Genomic DNA, 17,344 nt, shown 5'->3' on the forward strand with positions numbered 1-17,344 from the left:
CCCCGGAAAACGCCCGGAGGCCGTCGGCTCCCCGCGTCCCCGGTCAGGGCGCCATGGCGCGCATCCTGTTGATCTCCACCGTCTGCTGTGCGACGACGTCCCCGGCCATCTCCTCGATCTGCACGTCGTTCCCCTCCGAGAGGACCTCGGTCGCCATCGTGACCGCCCCCTGGTGGTGGGTGATCATCAGCTTCAGGAAGAGTTCGTCGAAGGCGGTGCCCTTCGCCCCGCGCAACCGCTCCAACTGGGCGGGGGTGGCCATGCCGGGCATCGCCGCGTGGTCGTGGGCGGTTTCGCGCTTCTTGCCGCCGTTGTGCGTGAGCCATCCCTCCATGGCGCCGATCTCCGGCTTCTGGCCCGCCGCGATGCGTTCGGCCAGCCGTTCGACCGCGGTGGATTCGGCGCGGGCGGGGACGAGACCGGTCATCTCCAGTGCCTGGGCGTGGTGCTGGATCATCATCTGCGCGTAGCGGAAGTCGGCGGAGTTCGCCCGGTCGTTCCCGGCGGCCTTGGCGGCCTCCTGCGCGGACAGGGTCCGGGCGGGCTCGCCCGGCTTCCCCGGCGCCACCACCGAAGGGCCCCCGCCCGCCCCGGCGGCCCGGTCCCCGCCGCCGTCCGCGTCGCACGCGCTCAGGGCCAGGGCCGCGGACAGGACGACCGCGACGAGCGCGGACCTGCGTGCACACATGGTCTGACGGCGGATCAACAAGTGGACCTCCATTGCCCCATGGGTCGGTTGTGGCCGTGCTGACACGCTTCCTCGTGGCGGCGACCGGAAACTTTCGGCACGTCTCCGTCGCCATCTGTCGGGATCATCGCGGGAAGGACCATACTGCCGGGGACCGTGAACCGTTCAACTACGTTTGGACACATGGGAGGACGCAAGTGATTTCGTTGCGTACGAACCCGGCGCGGCGCAGACGCCTGGGTGTGGTGGCGGCCGCCGCCGGCCTGCTGGCCACTCTGCTGACGGCCGGGCCCGCGGCCGCCTCGCCCGACCCCGGTGACACGTCCACGGCCCGCACCGATGCCTCCACCGCCCAGCAGGCCGAGGCCGAGGCCGCGATCAGGAACGGCGAGATACCCGGCGTGGACGAGGTGATCCACAGCGGCAACATCACCCACCTCGCCAACGTCCCCAAGGACGCGCTCAAGGGGCTGAACACGGACCTGGCCTTCCAGGGGAAGTACGCCTACGCCGGGAACTACGACGGCTTCCGGATCTTCGACATCAGCAACCCGAAGTCCCCGAGGACGGTCTCGCAGGTCCTCTGCCCCGGCTCGCAGAACGACATCTCGGTCTCGGGCGACCTGCTCTTCCTGTCCACCGACTCCTCGCGCAGCGACGACTCCTGCACCAGCACCACCCAGCCCGCCACGGAGAAGTCCTCCTGGGAGGGCATGAAGGTCTTCGACATCAGCGACAAGCGCAACCCGAAGTACGTCGCCGCGGTCGAGACCGCCTGCGGCTCGCACACCCACACCCTGGTGCCCGAACGCAGGAACGTGTACGTGTACGTCTCCTCGTACTCGCCGAGCGAGGCGTTCCCGGACTGCCGGCCCCCGCACGACGGGATCTCCGTCATCAAGGTGCCGCGCAGCGCGCCCGAGAAGGCCGCGGTCGTGAACTTCCCGGTGCTCTTCCCGGACGGCGGCAACCCGGGTGCCCCGACCAACCCGGGCGTCTCCAGGACCACCGGCTGCCACGACATCACCGTGCTGCCCTCGAAGGACCTGGCCGCCGGTGCCTGCATGGGGGACGGCCTGCTGTTCTCCATCGAGGACCCGGAGAACCCGAGGATCATCGACCGGGTGCAGGACAACGTGAACTTCGCGTTCTGGCACTCGGCGACGTTCAACCAGAAGACGGACAAGGTCGTCTTCACCGATGAGCTCGGCGGCGGTGGCGCGGCCACCTGCAACGACGAGGTCGGCCCGGATCGGGGCGCCAACGGGATCTACGACATCGTCGGCAGGGGAGACCACCGCAAGCTGGTCTTCCGCAGCTACTTCAAGATCGACCGCCCTCAGGCCGACACCGAGGTCTGCGTCGCCCACAACGGTTCGATCATCCCGGTCAAGGGCCGCGACCTGATGGTCCAGGCCTGGTACCAGGGCGGAGTCTCGGTGTGGGACTTCACCGACTCGTCCAGGCCGAAGGAGATCGGCTACTTCGAGCGCGGCCCCGTCACCACGGACGCCGTCACCACGGCCGGCCCCTGGTCGGCGTACTACTACAACGGCTACATCTACTCCAACGACATCGCCAAGGGCCTCGACGTCCTGAAGATCGACGACCGGCGTACCGACCCGGCGAAGCGGGTGCGGCTGGACGAACTCAACGTCCAGACGCAGCCGGACTACTTCGACCGCTGACCGACGGCCACGGGCCGGCCGGTCGGCCCGGAGGAACCGGACGGTTCCACCGCGTGACCGAGGCGTGCCGCGGGGTGCTTCCGCCCGGCGGCACGCCGATGGTCACCGCGGGGCGGTGCGGGGCTGCCGGGAGGAGCCGGGCGCGGCCGGGGCCGTACGCCGTCGCCGCCGGAAGGGCGGGGTCAGGCGGCGGACCGGGTGCTTCCGTGGGTCGCCGCGGCCCACTCCACCAGCAACCGCTGGTACTGCTCCTCGTCCTCCGGGGACAGGCAGCCGCCCGAGCGCTGCCACAGGTCGCGAATTTCTTCGTTCACCACGGCGGCGGTACGCGTGGAATCGGAGGAGCACGGAGAACGGGACATACATACAGGCTAAGGCCACGATGTGATGATCCGACCCATTGGGCGTCAGGGACATCTCTCACATGTTCGTCAGGCAACGCCCGGTACCAGTTCGAGCGTCCGCAGTCCGTCGGGCCGCTCCTCCACCGGCAGATGCCGCACGAAGCGTACGTCACAGCCCAGCGCCGCCGCCCCGCCGTCCGCGTGCCGGTCGTCGCCGACCATCACCACATCCGTCGGATCCAGTCCGAGAAGTGTGCAGGCGGTGTGGAAGAGTCGTGGATCCGGCTTCTGGACGCCGTGCTCGTACGACAGGACGTACGCGTCGACCGGGGCGTCCAGCCCGTGCGCCCGGAAGACCGGCCGCAGGTCCCAGCCGATGTTGCTGACCACGCCGATCCGGACCCCGGCGGCACTCAGCGCGCCGAGCACCTCCGCGGCGTCCGGGTAGGGCCGCCAGGCGTCGGGCGACCTGTGCCGCTCGTACAGCGCGTCGTACAGTCCCGGATCCGGCAGGTCCACCTGCCGGGCCAGCGCCGTGTACGCCTCCCGGTGCAGTTCCGCGCTCTCGTCGCGGGCGGCCCACACGGCGGCGAGTCCGGCGGGGACGTGCCGGGGGGACGGGCCGCCCGGCAGCGCTCCGGCGGCCTCCAGCTCCCGCGCGTACCGCTCGAAGTCGGCCCCGTCCACCGTCACCTCCCGCTCCACGAGGACCGCGCGCAACCAGGACCGGACCGACTCGATGCGGAAGAGGGTTCCGGAGAAGTCGAAGAGCACACCCTTGATCTGCATGGAGGCGATCCTCCCCGGTCGGGGAGCGGCGCGACAAGACGGGCCCGGGGGTGCCGCCCCCGAGTCCGTGCGGCACGGACTCAGGAGCGGTGCGGCCCGTGCTCGGGAACGGCGCGTCCGCGGCGCTCATGGCGTACGAACCCGGCGATCGAGAACCCCACCAGGGCCGCCCCCAGCAGCCACCCGCCCAGTACGTCGCTCATCCAGTGCACACCGAGGTAGAGCCGGGTGAGCCCCACCCCGATCACCGAGACGGAGGCCACCACCAGTGCCGTCCACCACGGTCCGGCCCCCGCGCCGTGCCGGTGCAGCAGCCAGAGCAGCAGGCCGCAGCTCACCGTCGCGGTCATCGCGTGACCGGACGGGAACGCCGCGTAGTGGGCGCTGTCCACCGGGTCGGGCCACTGGGGCCGCTCCCGGCCGACCGCGGCCTTCAGCCCCTGCTGGAGCAGCGTGGACAGCAGGCTCGTCACCGCCACCCAGCCCGCGAGCAGCCGCGCCCCGCGCCACCACAGCGCCACCACGGCCACCGCGATCAGGACACGCATCGTCCACGGGTCCCACACCCAGTCGCTGAGGATCCGGTTCACGTGGACGAACCCGGGTTCGGTCACCGCTCTGCGGTGCAGCGGGGTCGCGACCGCACGGTCCGCCGCCATCAGCGGTGACCACCGTGCGGCGACGAGGACCAGCAGCGCCAGGCCGAGGACCGCGCAGACCGCGCCGACCGAGAAGGGTGTGACACGAGGACGCGTCCCGGTGGACCGGGCGGGCGTCGGGGTTGCCGTCGACATGGGGCGATCTTCGCGGAAGAACGGCGTCCGGTGCTATCCCAGGGCGCTGAGTCCCGGAAGGAAGGCCACCAGCAGCGGAACCGCCGGCACCAGCGTGGCCGCCGCGGTCAGCCGGAGCCGGCGACCGGCCGTGAGCCGCTCCATCGGGGCCAGCAGACGGTTCACCCGCAGCGGAAGGTCGGCGTCCGGCGCGGGGCCGGGGCCGAACACGCCCCGGTCCTCGTTGAGTTCCACCAGGGCGAGCGCGACCGTCAGCCGTCCGAAACGCCGCGACGCCACGTCGTCCGCGGCCAGTTCGACCAGCCGGTGCATCTCGTCCCGGAAGGCCGCGAACACCGGCACCTGCGGAAACCCGGTCGCGAGCGCGCCGGAGCAGTGCAGCAACCAGTCGTGCCGCGCCTTCGCGTGCCCCTGCTCGTGCGCCAGCACCGCATCGAGCTGACGACCTTTCAGGCGACTGAGCGCCGCAGTGGTGATGACCAGCTGGGGCGCGGCACCCGGCAGCCACCAGGCGTCCGGACGCTTCCCCTCCAGCACGACGAGACGGCCGCTGCCGGGCTCCTCGCCGGGCAGCAACGGGGCCCGCAGCCGCAGTTCGGCACGGCGCTGCCTGCGACGCGCCTGGGCCCGGTGGATCTCCCGGGCCAGCATCACCGCGGACCACACCCCGCCGAGCGCCAGCAGCACGGCCATGACGGCGGACCACTGCCCGTGCCCGCCCAGGGCGTACGCGTCCACCACGGCCCGGGGCGCCGGCGCGAAGACATGGCCGCGCACGGCCTGCCAGGCCGCCGCCGCGCTGAACGTCATGGAGAGCCCGAAGGAGAGCAGCACCCCGGCCACCACGCACTGCCACACCCACAGCGCCACCACGGGCTCGCGCTCCGGCCACCGGGCCCGCGCCATCAGTCGCGGGGTCAGGACGGCAGCCAGTGCACCGAGCGACAGCAGCACCAGGGAGACCAACATGGCGTCAGCCTATGAGGGCGCGGTACCCACGGGTATGGCTGTGCACGGCAAGTGACGTACGCCACGGTTTGCCGCGTCCCACGTCTCACAGAGCGAGCAGCATCGCGAACATGGCCGTCCCCATCGCCAGCCGGCAGGCGAGCGCCAGCTCGGGCCGCGCTCCCCGTCCGCCCTTCGCCGGACCGCCGCCGTCGCCCGCGCCCGCCGCGGCGGCCACGGGTATCAGCCGGGCCCCCGACCGCACCACGTACACCGCGTAGTAGGCCAGCAACAGCCCGGTCAGCAAAGGGATTCCGCCGGCCGTGGCCGCCGCGCCGTGGCCCGCGTGCCCTCCGTGCCCGCCCTGCGCCGCCGCCCCGCCGGGCGCCATCGTCAACGCCATGTAGACCATCGCCGCCGAACCCACCAGATGGTGCAGGTGGTGCCCGCTGCGCCGGGAGAACCACAACGCGCGCAACGACGCCGCGCCGAACAGCACCGCGTACACCGCCCATCCCCACTCGGGCGGCGGCACGACGGCCGCGGGCACCGCCATGGCGGCCATGCCGAAGCCCATCAGCGCCTCCGCACGCGCCGTCCTGAGCCCCTCGCCGGTCTCGCTGCGGGTGCGCAGCAGGCAGTACGCGCCCGTCAGCGCGCACAGCGCCATCAGCAGCCATCCCGACACCGCCGGTCCGTGCACAGCGCACCTCCCCCTGGACGTACGACGTGGTCCCCCTGGTCGATGCCCGGCCGGGGAACGCCGTACGCGGCGCACTGGGGTGCACGGGAGCGCGCGGAGGTGGTGTTCACCGCCGCGCCGTGTGCTCCCGTGCCTCGCTCAGCCGACCGTGAGCGACTTGAAGGCGCGTGCCTGCTCGGTGATGGCGCGCTCCGTCGGCAGCCGTTCCATGGACGAGGCGCCGAAGAACCCGGCGATGCCGGAGGTGTGCTCCAGGATGTAGCGGGCGTCCTCGGGCTCGGCGATCGGGCCGCCGTGGCAGAGCACGACGATGTGGGGATTGACGAGCTTGGCGGCGTCGTGCATCTCCTGCACGGCGGCGGCGGCCTCGTCGAGGGTGAGCGCGGTCGAGGCGCCTATGGACCCCTTGGTGGTCAGCCCGACGTGCGGCACGAGGACGTCCGCACCGGCCCGCGCCATCTCGGTGGCCTGCTCGGCGTCGAAGACGTACGGCGCGGTGAGCAGATCGCGTTCGTGGGCCTGGCGGATCATGTCGACCTCCAGCCCGAAGCCCATGCCGGTCTCCTCCAGGTTCTCGCGGAACTTCCCGTCGTACAGGCCGACCGTGGGGAAGTTCTGCACACCGGTGAAGCCGACGGCCTTCAACTGGTCGAGGAAGTTGCCCATGATCCGGAACGGGTCGGTGCCGCACACTCCGGCGAGCACCGGGACGTCCCGCACCACGGGGAGGACCTCGCCCGCCATGTCGAGCACGATGGCGTTGGCGTCGCCGTAGGGCAGCAGGCCCGCCAGCGAGCCCCGGCCGGCCATCCGGTAACGGCCGGAGTTGTAGATGATCAGCAGGTCGACGCCGCCGGCCTCCGCGCACTTGGCGGACAGTCCGGTGCCCGCGCCCGCGCCGATGACGGCCTTGCCGGAGTGGATCTGCCTGGTCAGGCGGGCCAGGGCTTGGTTTCGGTTCACGGTGGGGCTCCTGTTCGGTCGTGGTGCGGGCGGGGTGTGCCGCCCGGTGCGGACGGCCGGGCCGTCGGCGTCCGCTCGGTATCGGGGGTCCGCTCCGCTCAGGCGGATGCGGCCGGGCGCCCGTGGGCGCCGATCAGGCGGTGCAGGTGGTCGGCGGCGGCGACGGCGAACACCGGGTCGTTCACGTGGGCGTCGAGCTCGCGCAGTTCGACGGCGCTGCCGCGCAGGGCGATGCGCAGGCCCGCCAGCCCGGCCGCGTCGGCCTGCGGATCGTGGAAGGGGCCGCCCGGGGCGTCCACGGCGGAGACGCCGCCCAGCGGCCACAGGACCGCCGTCGGGCCCTGCGCCGTGGCCAGCTTCCGCCCCATGGACCCGCCGAGCTCCGCCATCTCCTCGGCGGTGGTGCGCATCAGCGTGACGGTGGGGTTGTGCACGAGGAGGTGCCGCTCGGCGAAGCGTTCGGGGACGGTCTCCCGGGCACCGAAGTTGACCATGTCCAGCGCGCCGGGCGCGACGACCTGCGGGAGACCGGCCAGGCCCGCCGCGGTGAGCCGGTCGGGGCCCGCGCTCAGCACGCCGCCGACCAGGTCGTCCGCGAGTTCGGTGGTGGTCAGGTCCAGTACGCCGGCCAGGAAGCCGCCCGCGGCGAGCTTCTCCAGCGCCCGGCCGCCCGCACCGGTGGCGTGGAAGACCAGGACCTCGTAGCCGAGCTCGTCCAGGCGCTGCCGCGCGGCGTCGACCGCGGGGGTGGTGACGCCGAACATGGTGGCGCCGATCAGCGGGCGCCCGTGGTCCTGCGGCTCGTTCAGGCTCCGCTCGTGGTGGACGGCCATGCCCGCCGCCGCGGCCACCGCGTTGCCCAGGATCCGGGACGACACGGAGTTGATGCCCGCCACGTCGACGACGCTGTACATCATGGTGATGTCGCTGCTGCCCACGTACGGCGACACGTCCCCGCCGGCCATGGTGGACACCAGCACCTTCGGGACGCCGACGGGCAGGGACCGCATCGCCCGGGCGGCGATGAACGATCCGCCGCTGCCGGCCACCGCCAGCACCGCGTGCAGCCGCCCCTCGCGGTGCAGGTCGCCGACGACCAGCTCGACGCCCCGGGCCATGGCGGTCACCGCGGCGCCCCGGTCCCCGGCGGCACGCAGCGCCTCCAGGTCGTACCCGGCGCGGCGGGCGACGGTCGCGGCGTCGACATCGGCCGAGGGGGTGCCCGCGGGCGGGGGCAGCACCCCGGCGTCGACCAGCACCACGTCGCACCCCGACGCGCGCAGCCGCTCCGAGAGCCACGCGTACTCCGTCCCCTTGGTGTCCAGCGTCCCGACGAGCACCACGGTCGCCATGTTCTGCTCCTTTGCAACGGCGTTCCCCCGATCATGGGACGGGCACCGGAGGGCGGCAAAGACCACTTGACGGCAATTGGCCTGGGGCGGGCCATGATGGGGTCATGGACCGGATTCCTCCCACCCGCCTGTCGCGCCTGCTGACCGGATGGTCCAGGGGCGGCCCCGGCCCCCTGCCGCAGCTGCTGGCACAGGCGCTGCGCGAGCTGGCCCAGCGCGGGGACGTGGCGCCGGGCACCCTGCTCCCCTCGCAGCGCGCCCTCGCCTCGGCCCTGGGGATCAGCCGCAGCACCGTGACCGCCGCGTTCGGGATGCTGGAGGCCGAGGGCTGGCTGGAGAGCCGGCAGGGCAGCGGCTCCCGGCTGCGGGGCTCCGGGACGATGGGCGAACCCGTGACCGAGGGACGGCTGGCCAGCTTCGCGACCCGGGACGGCGGCATCGACCTGTCCAGCGGCGCGCTGGACGGCCTGCCCGCCGTCGCGGAGGCGGTCGGCGACCTGTCGGCCCACGACCTCTCCGCGGCGCTGACCGGTGACGGATACCTGCCGTACGGGCTGCCCGAGCTGCGCGAGGGGATCGCCGACTACCACCGGGCCGCGGGCCTGCCGACCTCCCCGGAGCAGATCCTGGTGACCGCCGGGTCCCAGCAGGCCGTCTGGCTGATCACCCAGGGGCTGGTCGAACCGGGCGACACGGTGATCGTGGAGGACCCGACCTACCGGGGCGCCCTGGAGGCGCTACGGGCCCGCGGCGCCCGGCTGGTCCCGCTGCCCGCGGACACCACTCCCGGTGACAACGCCGCCGCCCTGGCCCGGCTGGCCCGCCACGTCCGCCCCCGCCTGGTCTATCTGCAGCCGGCCGTCCACAACCCCACCGGGCGCGGCATGACCGAGCACACCCGCCGCACCTGGGCCGCCGTACTGGCCGAACAGGGCCTGTACACCGTGGAGGACAACGCCTACGCGGAACTGTCCCTGCACCACGACGCCGCACCGGTCTCCCTCGCCGGGCTGCTGCCGCCCGCCGCGACGGCCACCGTCGGCACGCTGTCCAAGCTCTTCTGGGGCGGCCTGCGACTGGGCTGGATCCGCGCCTCCACCACCGTCATCCGGCGCCTGGCGGACATCAAGCGGTCCGTCGACCTGGCCTGCCCGGTGGTGGACCAGATGGTGGCCGTGAAGCTGCTCCGGCAACTGCCCGAGGCCCGCGCCCTGCGCCGCTCCCGGCTGCGCGAACGACTGGCGGAGACCGAACGGCTGCTGCGCGACCGGGGGACCGGCTGGCGGTGGGAACGGCCCGTGGGAGGCTCCGCCCTCTGGGTGGAGATCCCCTGGGCGGACGCCGAGGCCACCGCCCAGCTGGCCCGCCGCGCGGGCGTGCTCATCGTCCCCGGCCCCGCGTTCTCCGCCGTGGACGGCTTCCGGCACCACCTGCGCCTCCCGTTCGCCGATCACGACGGCGGCCTGGAACGGGCCCTGCCGCTGCTGGCCGACTGCGCGGAACGCAGCCGCACCACGCACTGAGCGGCCCACCGGCCGCGAGGGCTCAGGGCCGGTGGCGCAGCGGATGGTCCGCCGGTACCTCCACCACGACGATCCGGTGCCCGTCCGGGTCACGGATCCACATCTCCACCAGTCCCCACGGCTCGCGCACCGGCGGCCGCGGCACCTCGACGCCGCGGGCCGACAGGTCCTCGTGGGCCGCCCGCACGTCCGCGACCTGCAACCACAGTTCGAGACCGGGCACCGGTGGTTCGGCGGCCCGCCCGGAGACCTCCAGGAAGCCACCGCCGAGGAAGTAGACCGTGCCCCGCTCGGGGCCCGTACCGAACTCCCGGTAGACGGGCAGCCCGAGGGCCTCCCCGTAGAAGCCCCGGGACCGCTCGGGGTCGACCGGACGCAACAGGATCCGACTGCTCAGCACATGGACCATGTTCCGAGCCTAGGGGCGGCCCGCCCGTCCCGCGACGGACGCCGCCCGCCGGGCCGCGGCACGGGGTTACCCTGCTCCGGCACGGCCACAGCAGAGAATTCGGAGAGCCATCGCCATGGACACAGCCCCTGCCCAGGACCCGGGACAACTGACCTTCCGCGACGCGGACGACACGGATGTGCCCGCGCTCGTGACGCTGATCGAGTCGGCGTACCGCGGCGACTCCAGTCGGGTCGGATGGACCACCGAGGCGGACATCCTCCAGGGGCGGCGGACGGACCCGGACGGGGTCCGCCAGGTCGTCGAGGCCCCCGGCAGCCGACTGCTCGTGGTGGAGCGCGACGGCGCCCTCGTCGCCTGCTGCCAGCTCGAACACCGGGGCGAGGCCGCCTACTTCGGGATGTTCGCGGTCCGCCCCGAGCTGCAGGGGGAGGGGCTCGGCAAGGTGATCATCGCCGAGGCCGAGCGCGTGGTCCGGGAGGACTGGGGAGCGGCCGAGATGCACATGACCGTGATCTCGGTGCGCGACGAGCTGATCGCCTGGTACGAGCGGCGCGGATACCGCCGTACGGGAAGGCTCACCCCCTTCCCGTACGGCGACGAGCGCTTCGGCATCCCGCAGCGCGACGACCTCCGGTTCGAACTGTTGGTCAAGGACCTGGTCTGACCGGACCCGTCCTCATGCGGTGAAGCGGCCGGCGCGGCGGATCTCCGGGTAGTCGGTGGTCGCGCCGTCCAGCCGCAGGGCGCGGGCCAGCCGCAGGTGGTCCTGGGTGTTCACCACCCAGCCGATGACCTTCAGCCCCTCGGCGTGCGCCCGCTCGACCACCTCCAGGGTGAGGCGGCGGATGTTCAGGGCCAGGGTCGCCGCCCCCACCGCCTTCGCCCGCTCCACCACGTCGCCGTCCCAGCGGCTCGCGATGAGCACGGTCCGCACGCCCGGCACCAGCCGGGCGATCTCGGCGACCGCCCCGTCGTGGAACGACGACACCTCGACCCGGTCGACGAGCCCGCGCCGCAGCATCACCCCGGCCAGGACCCGGGCCGCGTCCGCGTCCTTGATCTCCGCCTGCAGGGGCGAGCGCACGGCGTCGAGCACCTCCTCGAAGACCGGTACGCGCTCGCCCCGCCCGGCGTCGAGCGCACGCAGCTCGGACAGGGTCTTCAGGGCGATCGGTCCGGTGCCGTCGGTCGTGCGGTCGACCTCGGCGTCGTGCATGACGGCCAGCGCGCCGTCCTTGCTCAGATGAAGGTCCAGTTCGATGGCGTCCATCCCGGCCCGCTCCGCGCGGACGAACGAGCGGAGCGTGTTCTCCGGCTCCACGCCCATCACCCCGCGGTGACCGATGGTGAGAAAAGACAAGGCAACCCGCTTCCGTCGACGGCCTTCTGCGCGTGCGACTCCTACCCACGAGGCGCCGGGGCATCACGGCGCAGCGGGCGGGAACCCGGCACGGGCGGTCCGGCCCGCTCAGGGCCGGAGGAGGGACATGACCGACGGAAGCCATCGCTGACACGGTTTTAGGCAGGAAGAATCGCGGTGACCATGGGGGTGCGGCAGGATAATTTACTGATGGTCCACTTGTCCTTAGCAACCGCACATGTATACGGTTGCTTGACGCGAGGTTCTCCCGTGGAGGAAGTGTTATGACGGAAATTCTTGTGCAGGACGTCACCACGGGTGACATAGCTACGGATCAGCGGGTGGTCGAACACCCCGCCTGGCCGACGCTCAAGAATGCCGTGGAGGAGATCCGCCCCTGGCAGTCGAAGGACGGTTCCATCGACTTCGAGGCCGAGGGCGCGCCCACCCCGGACGCCGCCCGGGCGACCCTGGACCGGGTGATCTCCGCGGTCGAGGAGCTGTCCCCGCTGCTGCCGCACGACGCCGCCTACCACCACGCCCTCGTCGAGGACCTGCGCCGCTGGGCCGCGGACGGCTTCGGCGTGCCGGACTTCCTCGACTCGCTGCTCGCCTTCCAGCCGGCCGCGGACCGCGCCGACGGGCTCCAGCACCTGGTCGTCTTCGCGATGTACACGCAGAACGGCAACCCGGACCGCAACCTCGAAGCGGTCGTCCTGCGGATGGTCTGGCCCGAGTGGCTGGCCGAGCTCGAAGCGACCCGCTACGACAACCCGCTGTTCTGCGGCATCACCTTCGAGGACTTCACCTCGGGTTACGACACCAACTCCGCCGTGCTCTTCCCGGAGACCATCGCCGTGCGCGAGGCCCCCGAGCGCTTCAGCTGGGGCGGCATCTTCTGCGACCGCGAGGCCGCCCGCTTCCGCCGGGTCACCGAGGCGTCGGTCGAGCTGCTCGGCGTCGAACTGCCCGAGGACATCAAGGAGATGGTCGGCGACCAGCAGCGCTGCGAGCAGGCCTTCGTGCTCTGGGACATGGTCCACGACCGGACGCACAGCCACGGCGACCTGCCGTTCGACCCCTTCATGATCAAGCAGCGCCAGCCGTTCTGGATGTACGGCCTCGAGGAGCTGCGCTGCGACCTCACTGCCTTCAAGGAGGCCGTGAAGCTGGAGGCCGACGGCTTCGCCCAGGGCCGCGACGTGCAGTACGCCGTGCTGTTCGACCGGATGTTCCGCTTCCCCGTCACCGGCGAGCGCGTCCGCAACTACGACGGCCTCGGCGGCCAGCTGCTCTTCGCGTACCTCCACAAGCACGACGTGATCCGCTGGACCGACAACAAGCTGCGGATCGACTGGGACCGTGCCCCGCAGATCACCAACCAGCTCTGCGGCGAGATCGAGAAGCTCTACCGCGACGGCATCGACCGCCCCAAGCTCGTCCACTGGTTCGCCGCGTACGACCTGGTCTCCACCTACCTCGCCCCGCACCCCGGCTCCCGCTGGGCCAGGGGCCCCGAGGCGCTGGACCTGTCGCAGCCGCCGCGTAAGCTCGTCGACGATGTGCTTCCGGACGAGTTTCCCCTGAGCATGTTCTATGAGGCGCTCGCCAAGAAGCTGAAGAACGTGATCGCCTCCACCAAGGGGATCACTGCCGCGGACGCCGAGAAGGCAGCCGCGTGAGCGCCGGATCCGAGGAGGCGGTGGCCATGAACGCAAACGGCAAGGGCAACGGGAGCGGTGCTCTCGAAGGGGCCGTGGTCGCGGTCGCCGGGGCCGCGGGACCGGCCGGCCGGGCCACCCTGCTGAGGCTCGCCGAGGCCGGTGCGACCGTCGTCGCCTCCGACGCGGACGCCACCCGCCTGGCCGAGGCGGTCGACGCGGCGCGCTACGCCCACGGCGGCGCCACCGTCACCGGCGACACCGTCGACCTGCTCGACCTCGGGGCCACCCGGGAATGGGCGGACAAGACCGAGAAGGAATTCGGCCGGATCGACGGACTGGTCCACCTCGTCGGCGGTTGGCGCGGCAGCAAGACCTTCGCCGAGACCGACCTCGCCGACTGGAACCTGCTGGAGAAGCTGCTGATCCGCACGGTCCAGCACACCTCGCTGGCCTTCCAGGAGGGGCTGCAGCGCAGCGACCGGGGCCGCTATGTGCTGATCAGCGCGGCCGGGGCGAGCAAGCCCACCGCCGGGAACGCCGCCTACGCCGCGTCGAAGGCGGCCGCCGAGGCGTGGACCCTCGCCCTCGCGGACGCGTTCCGCAAGGCGGGGGGCGAGGAGGGGCCCAGGACGGCGGCTGCGATCCTGATCATCAAGGCACTGGTGCACGACGCCATGCGCGCCGAGCGCCCGAATGCGAAATTCGCGGGCTTCACCGACGTCGAGGACCTGGCCGATGCCATCGCCGGCGTCTGGGACCGGCCCGCCCCGGAAGTGAACGGAAAGCGCCTGTGGCTGACCCCACAACCGTAAGGACCGACGCGCGACGTCACCACGACCCGCGGGTACGCGGCTTCGCCAGCGACAACTACGCGGGCACGCACCCGGAGATCCTCGCGGCCATCGCCCTCGCCAACGGCGGTCACCAGATCGCCTACGGCGAGGACGCCTACACCGACCATCTCCAGCGCGTCATGCACAGCCACTTCGGCCCCACCGCCGAAGCCTTCCCGGTCTTCAACGGGACCGGCGCCAACGTCGTCGCCCTCCAGGCGATGACCGACCGCTGGGGCGCGGTGATCTGTGCCGAGTCCGCCCACATCCACGTGGACGAGTGCGGCGCCCCGGAACGGGTGGGCGGCCTCAAGCTCCTCACCGTGCCCACCCCGGACGGCAAGCTCACGCCCGAGCTCATCGACCGGCAGGCGTACGGCTGGGACGACGAGCACCGGGCCATGCCGCAGGTCGTGTCGATCACCCAGAACACCGAGCTGGGCACGGTCTACACCCCCGACGAGATCCGCGCCATCTGCGACCACGCCCACGCACACGGCATGAAGGTCCACCTGGACGGGGCCCGGATAGCCAACGCCGCGGCGTCCCTGGACGTGCCGATGCGCACGTTCACCAACACCGTCGGCGTCGACGTCCTGTCCTTCGGCGGCACGAAGAACGGGGCGCTCTTCGGCGAGGCCGTGGTCGTCCTGAACCCGGACGCCGTCCGCGCGATGAAGCACCTGCGCAAGCTCTCGATGCAGCTCGCCTCGAAGATGCGCTTCGTCTCCGTGCAACTGGAGGCGCTGCTCGCCGGGGACCTCTGGCTGCGCAACGCCCGGCAGGCCAACGCCATGGCCCAGCGGCTCGCGGAGGGGGTGCGCGCGGTGGGCGGCGTCGAGATCCTCCACCCCGTCCAGGCCAACGCGGTCTTCGCCCGGCTGCCGCACGCGGTGAGCGAGCGGCTGCAGGAGCGCTTCCGCTTCTACTTCTGGGACGAGGCCGCCGGCGACGTGCGCTGGATGTGCTCCTTCGACACGACGGAGGAGGACGTCGACGCGTTCCTCCTCGCGCTGAAGGAAGAACTGGCGAGGTAGCCACCGCCGGACCGGCATGCGGACGGCCGACGGCCCTTGGTCCACAGCCGCTGCGTCCCCCACAGCGCCATCGGGATCAGCGGCACGCCGGCCTCCTGGGCCAGCCGGGCGGCGCCCGACTTGAAGCTCTTCAGCGTGAACGACTCCGAGATCGTCGCCTCGGGGAACACCCCGACCACCTCGCCGGAACGCAGCGAGGTGAGCGCGTGGGCGTAGGCGTGCTCGCCCTGCTTGCGGTCGACGGGGATGTGCTTCATGCCACGCATCAGCGGCCCGGAGACCTTGTGCCGGAAGACCGACTCCTTCGCCATGAAGCGGACGAGCCGCTTCTGCGGCAGAGCCGCGAGCCCGGTGAAGATGAAGTCCAGATAGCTGATGTGATTGCTCACCAGTACCGCGCCACCGGTCTTCGGGATGTGCTCGGAACCCTGAGTGTCGATCTTCAGGTCAAGCGCCTTGAAAAACGTGAGGGCGGCGCCGATGACCGGCCGATAGACGAGCTCTGCCATCTGGGGAAGACCCTTCTTCAGCGCCTGAGGAGGGTTCTCCCGGCGGAAGTTACGCAGCCGTAGGTTTGCGGCATGGCGCCGATCGTGCCCCATGTGCGACGCGGTGGCCAGTCTCAGAGGGCTCGGGGCGCGAGATTCTCGTCACGTGGAACCGACGGGAATGTCCTGTCGGCCGGTGGCGCTGACCACCTGCGGGGAGTTCCGACAGGAGGTCGAAGGTGGACGGGCAGGGAACCGGGGGCACGCTCGACGCGGCCCGAATCGGCGCGGAACTGGGGGAACGGGCCACGCTCGTGCAGTTCTCCAGCGCCTTCTGCCAGCCCTGCCGGGCGACCCGCCGCACCCTCGCCGAGGTGGCGCGCATGGTGGACGGCGTGGCCCATGTCGAGATCGACGCCGAGGCGCATCTCACTCTCGTGCGGGAGCTGGGGATCAGCCGGACACCGACCGTCCTGGTCCTCGACGCCGACGGCAGGATCGTCCGCCGGGCCGCGGGACAGCCGCGCACCGTCGACGTGGTCGCCGCCCTGGGGCAGGTGTTGTGACGGACCGTGATGCATCTCCCACATCGCGGAACACCCTTGACTGCACCCACCGTGCATCGTCAGTCTGACGCTATGCCGCCTGAAATCCTTCTCCACGGCCGGGTCCACGTGGACCTCGCCCGCAACGCGAGCGCGCGCTGTCCGGGTGCCTGAGCAACCACGGCCCCGTACGCCCTCTTCGCAGAAGGACATCTCCATGACGGCTTCCCCCGAGCTCGGCACGCCCCGCACGGCCTCTCCCGAACTCCTCCGCTCCGTCTTCCGGCAGCACGCCGCCGGAGTCGCGGTGATCACCGCGACGGGCGACCGGCCGGTCGGCTTCACCGCCACCTCCCTCACCTCCGTCGCCGCCGAACCCCCGCTGATCTCCTTCGGCGTGGGCACCTCGTCCTCCAGCTGGCCCGTCGTGGCCGAGGCCGAGCACGTCGGCGTCCACATACTCGGCGAGCACCAGCAGGAGCTGGCCGCCACCTTCGCCCGCAGCGGCGCCGACCGGTTCGGCCCGTCCACCTTCTGGCGCAACGGGCCCGAGGGAGTGCCGGTGCTCGACGGCGTGGCGGCGTGGCTGGTCTGCCGCGTGGTGGCGCGGATCCCGGCGGGCGACCACCACATCGTGATCGCCGAGGCCGTGGTCGGGGACCCGGCCGGGGGCGGGCGTCCGCTCCTCTACCACCAGGGCCGTTTCACCACCCTGCGGGACTGAGAACGGCCAGGCGGCACAAGGGCTCCGGGCGTAGGCCAGATCACAGCTCCGAGCGCTTGCCCATCAGTGGGCCTCTGGGTGTACTGGCTAGTAATATTTCGTTCGGAGCGCCGGTCACCCCGACCGGAATCCGCCCCATCAGGCGCCTATGCTGCGTGCAACAAGGCAGCCCGGAAAAGACGATGCAGTAGGAGAGCCGGCGTGAGCTTGAGGATCGTTGTCTGTGTGAAGTACGTGCCCGATGCCACGGGTGAGCGGCGTTTTGCCGATGATCTGACGGTGGACCGTGAGGATGTGGACGGTCTGTTGTCGGAGCTCGACGAGTACGCGGTGGAGCAGGCGTTGCAGATCGCGGACGGGGTGGATGACGCGGAGGTCACCGTGGTGACGGTGGGTCCGGAGGATGCGCGGGACGCGTTGCGCAAGGCGTTGTCGATGGGTGCGGACAGGGCGGTGCATGTCGAGGACGACGATCTGCACGGTACGACG

19 protein-coding genes and 1 pseudogene are annotated in these 17,344 nt (G+C 71.7%); 9 read left to right on the top strand and 11 right to left on the bottom strand.

Annotated features, from left to right (window positions below; genetic code table 11):
• Window positions 1–43: 43 nt before the first annotated feature.
• Window positions 44–688, bottom strand: a complete 645-nt coding sequence (locus tag EAO76_RS23475; protein WP_262375686.1) for a DUF305 domain-containing protein — start codon at window positions 686–688, stop codon at window positions 44–46.
• 197 nt (window positions 689–885) lie between these two features.
• Between EAO76_RS23475 and EAO76_RS23480 the strand changes: the two genes are divergently transcribed.
• Window positions 886–2,376 (top strand): LVIVD repeat-containing protein, encoded by a 1,491-nt coding sequence (locus EAO76_RS23480; RefSeq protein WP_148837919.1) that lies wholly within the window; start codon window positions 886–888, stop codon window positions 2,374–2,376.
• A gap of 182 nt (window positions 2,377–2,558) precedes the next feature.
• On the opposite strand, the gene EAO76_RS23485 is transcribed toward EAO76_RS23480, so the two are convergent.
• The 7 genes from EAO76_RS23485 to EAO76_RS23515 all read right to left on the bottom strand — a co-directional run bounded on the left by EAO76_RS23485 (window position 2,559) and on the right by EAO76_RS23515 (window position 8,269).
• A complete protein-coding gene (locus EAO76_RS23485; protein WP_148837920.1) occupies window positions 2,559–2,738 on the bottom strand; it encodes a hypothetical protein in 180 nt (59 codons plus the stop codon).
• Window positions 2,739–2,807: 69 nt separating this feature from the next.
• Window positions 2,808–3,509: an HAD family hydrolase gene (locus tag EAO76_RS23490; protein ID WP_148837921.1), complete on the bottom strand. Its 702-nt coding sequence runs from the start codon at window positions 3,507–3,509 to the stop codon at window positions 2,808–2,810.
• An 80-nt stretch (window positions 3,510–3,589) separates the two neighbouring features.
• Window positions 3,590–4,303: a phosphatase PAP2 family protein gene (locus tag EAO76_RS23495; protein WP_148837922.1), complete on the bottom strand. Its 714-nt coding sequence runs from the start codon at window positions 4,301–4,303 to the stop codon at window positions 3,590–3,592.
• 33 nt (window positions 4,304–4,336) lie between these two features.
• Window positions 4,337–5,272: a M56 family metallopeptidase gene (locus EAO76_RS23500; protein ID WP_148837923.1), complete on the bottom strand. Its 936-nt coding sequence runs from the start codon at window positions 5,270–5,272 to the stop codon at window positions 4,337–4,339.
• Between the two features lie 85 nt (window positions 5,273–5,357).
• A complete protein-coding gene (locus EAO76_RS23505) occupies window positions 5,358–5,954 on the bottom strand; it encodes a DUF5134 domain-containing protein (protein ID WP_148837924.1) in 597 nt (198 codons plus the stop codon).
• A 138-nt stretch (window positions 5,955–6,092) separates the two neighbouring features.
• Window positions 6,093–6,917, bottom strand: a complete 825-nt coding sequence (locus EAO76_RS23510) for a phosphoenolpyruvate hydrolase family protein (RefSeq protein WP_148837925.1) — start codon at window positions 6,915–6,917, stop codon at window positions 6,093–6,095.
• A 98-nt stretch (window positions 6,918–7,015) separates the two neighbouring features.
• Window positions 7,016–8,269, bottom strand: coding sequence for a Tm-1-like ATP-binding domain-containing protein (locus EAO76_RS23515; RefSeq protein WP_148837926.1), 1,254 nt, complete (start codon window positions 8,267–8,269; stop codon window positions 7,016–7,018).
• A gap of 104 nt (window positions 8,270–8,373) precedes the next feature.
• On the opposite strand from EAO76_RS23515, the gene EAO76_RS23520 reads away from it, so the two are divergent.
• The gene (locus EAO76_RS23520) at window positions 8,374–9,792 is read left to right on the top strand and encodes a PLP-dependent aminotransferase family protein (protein WP_148837927.1); all 1,419 of its coding nucleotides are present in this window, start codon (window positions 8,374–8,376) and stop codon (window positions 9,790–9,792) included.
• 22 nt (window positions 9,793–9,814) lie between these two features.
• Here the strand turns inward: EAO76_RS23520 and EAO76_RS23525 are convergent, their stop codons facing one another.
• Window positions 9,815–10,201 carry a VOC family protein gene (locus tag EAO76_RS23525; RefSeq protein WP_148837928.1) on the bottom strand — a complete coding sequence of 129 codons (387 nt, stop codon included), beginning with the start codon at window positions 10,199–10,201 and terminating at the stop codon, window positions 9,815–9,817.
• Window positions 10,202–10,316: 115 nt separating this feature from the next.
• Here EAO76_RS23525 and EAO76_RS23530 point away from each other — a divergent pair, with 115 nt between their 5' ends.
• Window positions 10,317–10,868: a GNAT family N-acetyltransferase gene (locus tag EAO76_RS23530; RefSeq protein WP_148837929.1), complete on the top strand. Its 552-nt coding sequence runs from the start codon at window positions 10,317–10,319 to the stop codon at window positions 10,866–10,868.
• A 12-nt stretch (window positions 10,869–10,880) separates the two neighbouring features.
• Here EAO76_RS23530 and EAO76_RS23535 read toward each other — a convergent pair whose 3' ends face one another.
• Window positions 10,881–11,564, bottom strand: coding sequence for a glycerophosphodiester phosphodiesterase family protein (locus EAO76_RS23535; RefSeq protein WP_148837930.1), 684 nt, complete (start codon window positions 11,562–11,564; stop codon window positions 10,881–10,883).
• Window positions 11,565–11,848: 284 nt separating this feature from the next.
• Between EAO76_RS23535 and EAO76_RS23540 the strand changes: the two genes are divergently transcribed.
• Genes EAO76_RS23540 through EAO76_RS23550 form a run of 3 tightly spaced genes read left to right on the top strand, consistent with a single transcriptional unit; the run spans window position 11,849 to window position 15,098 of the window.
• Window positions 11,849–13,246 carry a DUF6421 family protein gene (locus EAO76_RS23540; RefSeq protein WP_148837931.1) on the top strand — a complete coding sequence of 466 codons (1,398 nt, stop codon included), beginning with the start codon at window positions 11,849–11,851 and terminating at the stop codon, window positions 13,244–13,246.
• Window positions 13,247–13,272: 26 nt separating this feature from the next.
• Window positions 13,273–14,040, top strand: coding sequence for an SDR family NAD(P)-dependent oxidoreductase (locus tag EAO76_RS23545; protein WP_148837986.1), 768 nt, complete (start codon window positions 13,273–13,275; stop codon window positions 14,038–14,040).
• Entirely contained in the window at window positions 14,019–15,098 is a 1,080-nt protein-coding gene (locus tag EAO76_RS23550) for a low specificity L-threonine aldolase (protein ID WP_148837932.1), read from the top strand. Before EAO76_RS23545 ends, EAO76_RS23550 begins: the two co-directional genes overlap by 22 nt.
• Before the next feature lie 8 nt (window positions 15,099–15,106).
• Here EAO76_RS23550 and EAO76_RS23555 read toward each other — a convergent pair.
• Window positions 15,107–15,607, bottom strand: a pseudogene (locus tag EAO76_RS23555) (lysophospholipid acyltransferase family protein); the annotation flags it as partial.
• A 218-nt stretch (window positions 15,608–15,825) separates the two neighbouring features.
• Here EAO76_RS23555 and EAO76_RS23560 point away from each other — a divergent pair.
• The 3 genes from EAO76_RS23560 to EAO76_RS23570 form a co-directional block, all read left to right on the top strand.
• Window positions 15,826–16,152 carry a thioredoxin family protein gene (locus tag EAO76_RS23560; RefSeq protein ID WP_148837933.1) on the top strand — a complete coding sequence of 109 codons (327 nt, stop codon included), beginning with the start codon at window positions 15,826–15,828 and terminating at the stop codon, window positions 16,150–16,152.
• 196 nt (window positions 16,153–16,348) lie between these two features.
• A complete protein-coding gene (locus tag EAO76_RS23565) occupies window positions 16,349–16,855 on the top strand; it encodes a flavin reductase family protein (RefSeq protein WP_148837934.1) in 507 nt (168 codons plus the stop codon).
• 201 nt (window positions 16,856–17,056) lie between these two features.
• The coding region (locus tag EAO76_RS23570; protein WP_399462641.1) for an electron transfer flavoprotein subunit beta/FixA family protein at window positions 17,057–17,344 on the top strand (288 nt) is incomplete at its 3' end.

It is taken from the genome of Streptomyces sp. sk2.1 (genome assembly GCF_008120935.1).
GTDB lineage: Bacteria > Actinomycetota > Actinomycetes > Streptomycetales > Streptomycetaceae > Streptomyces.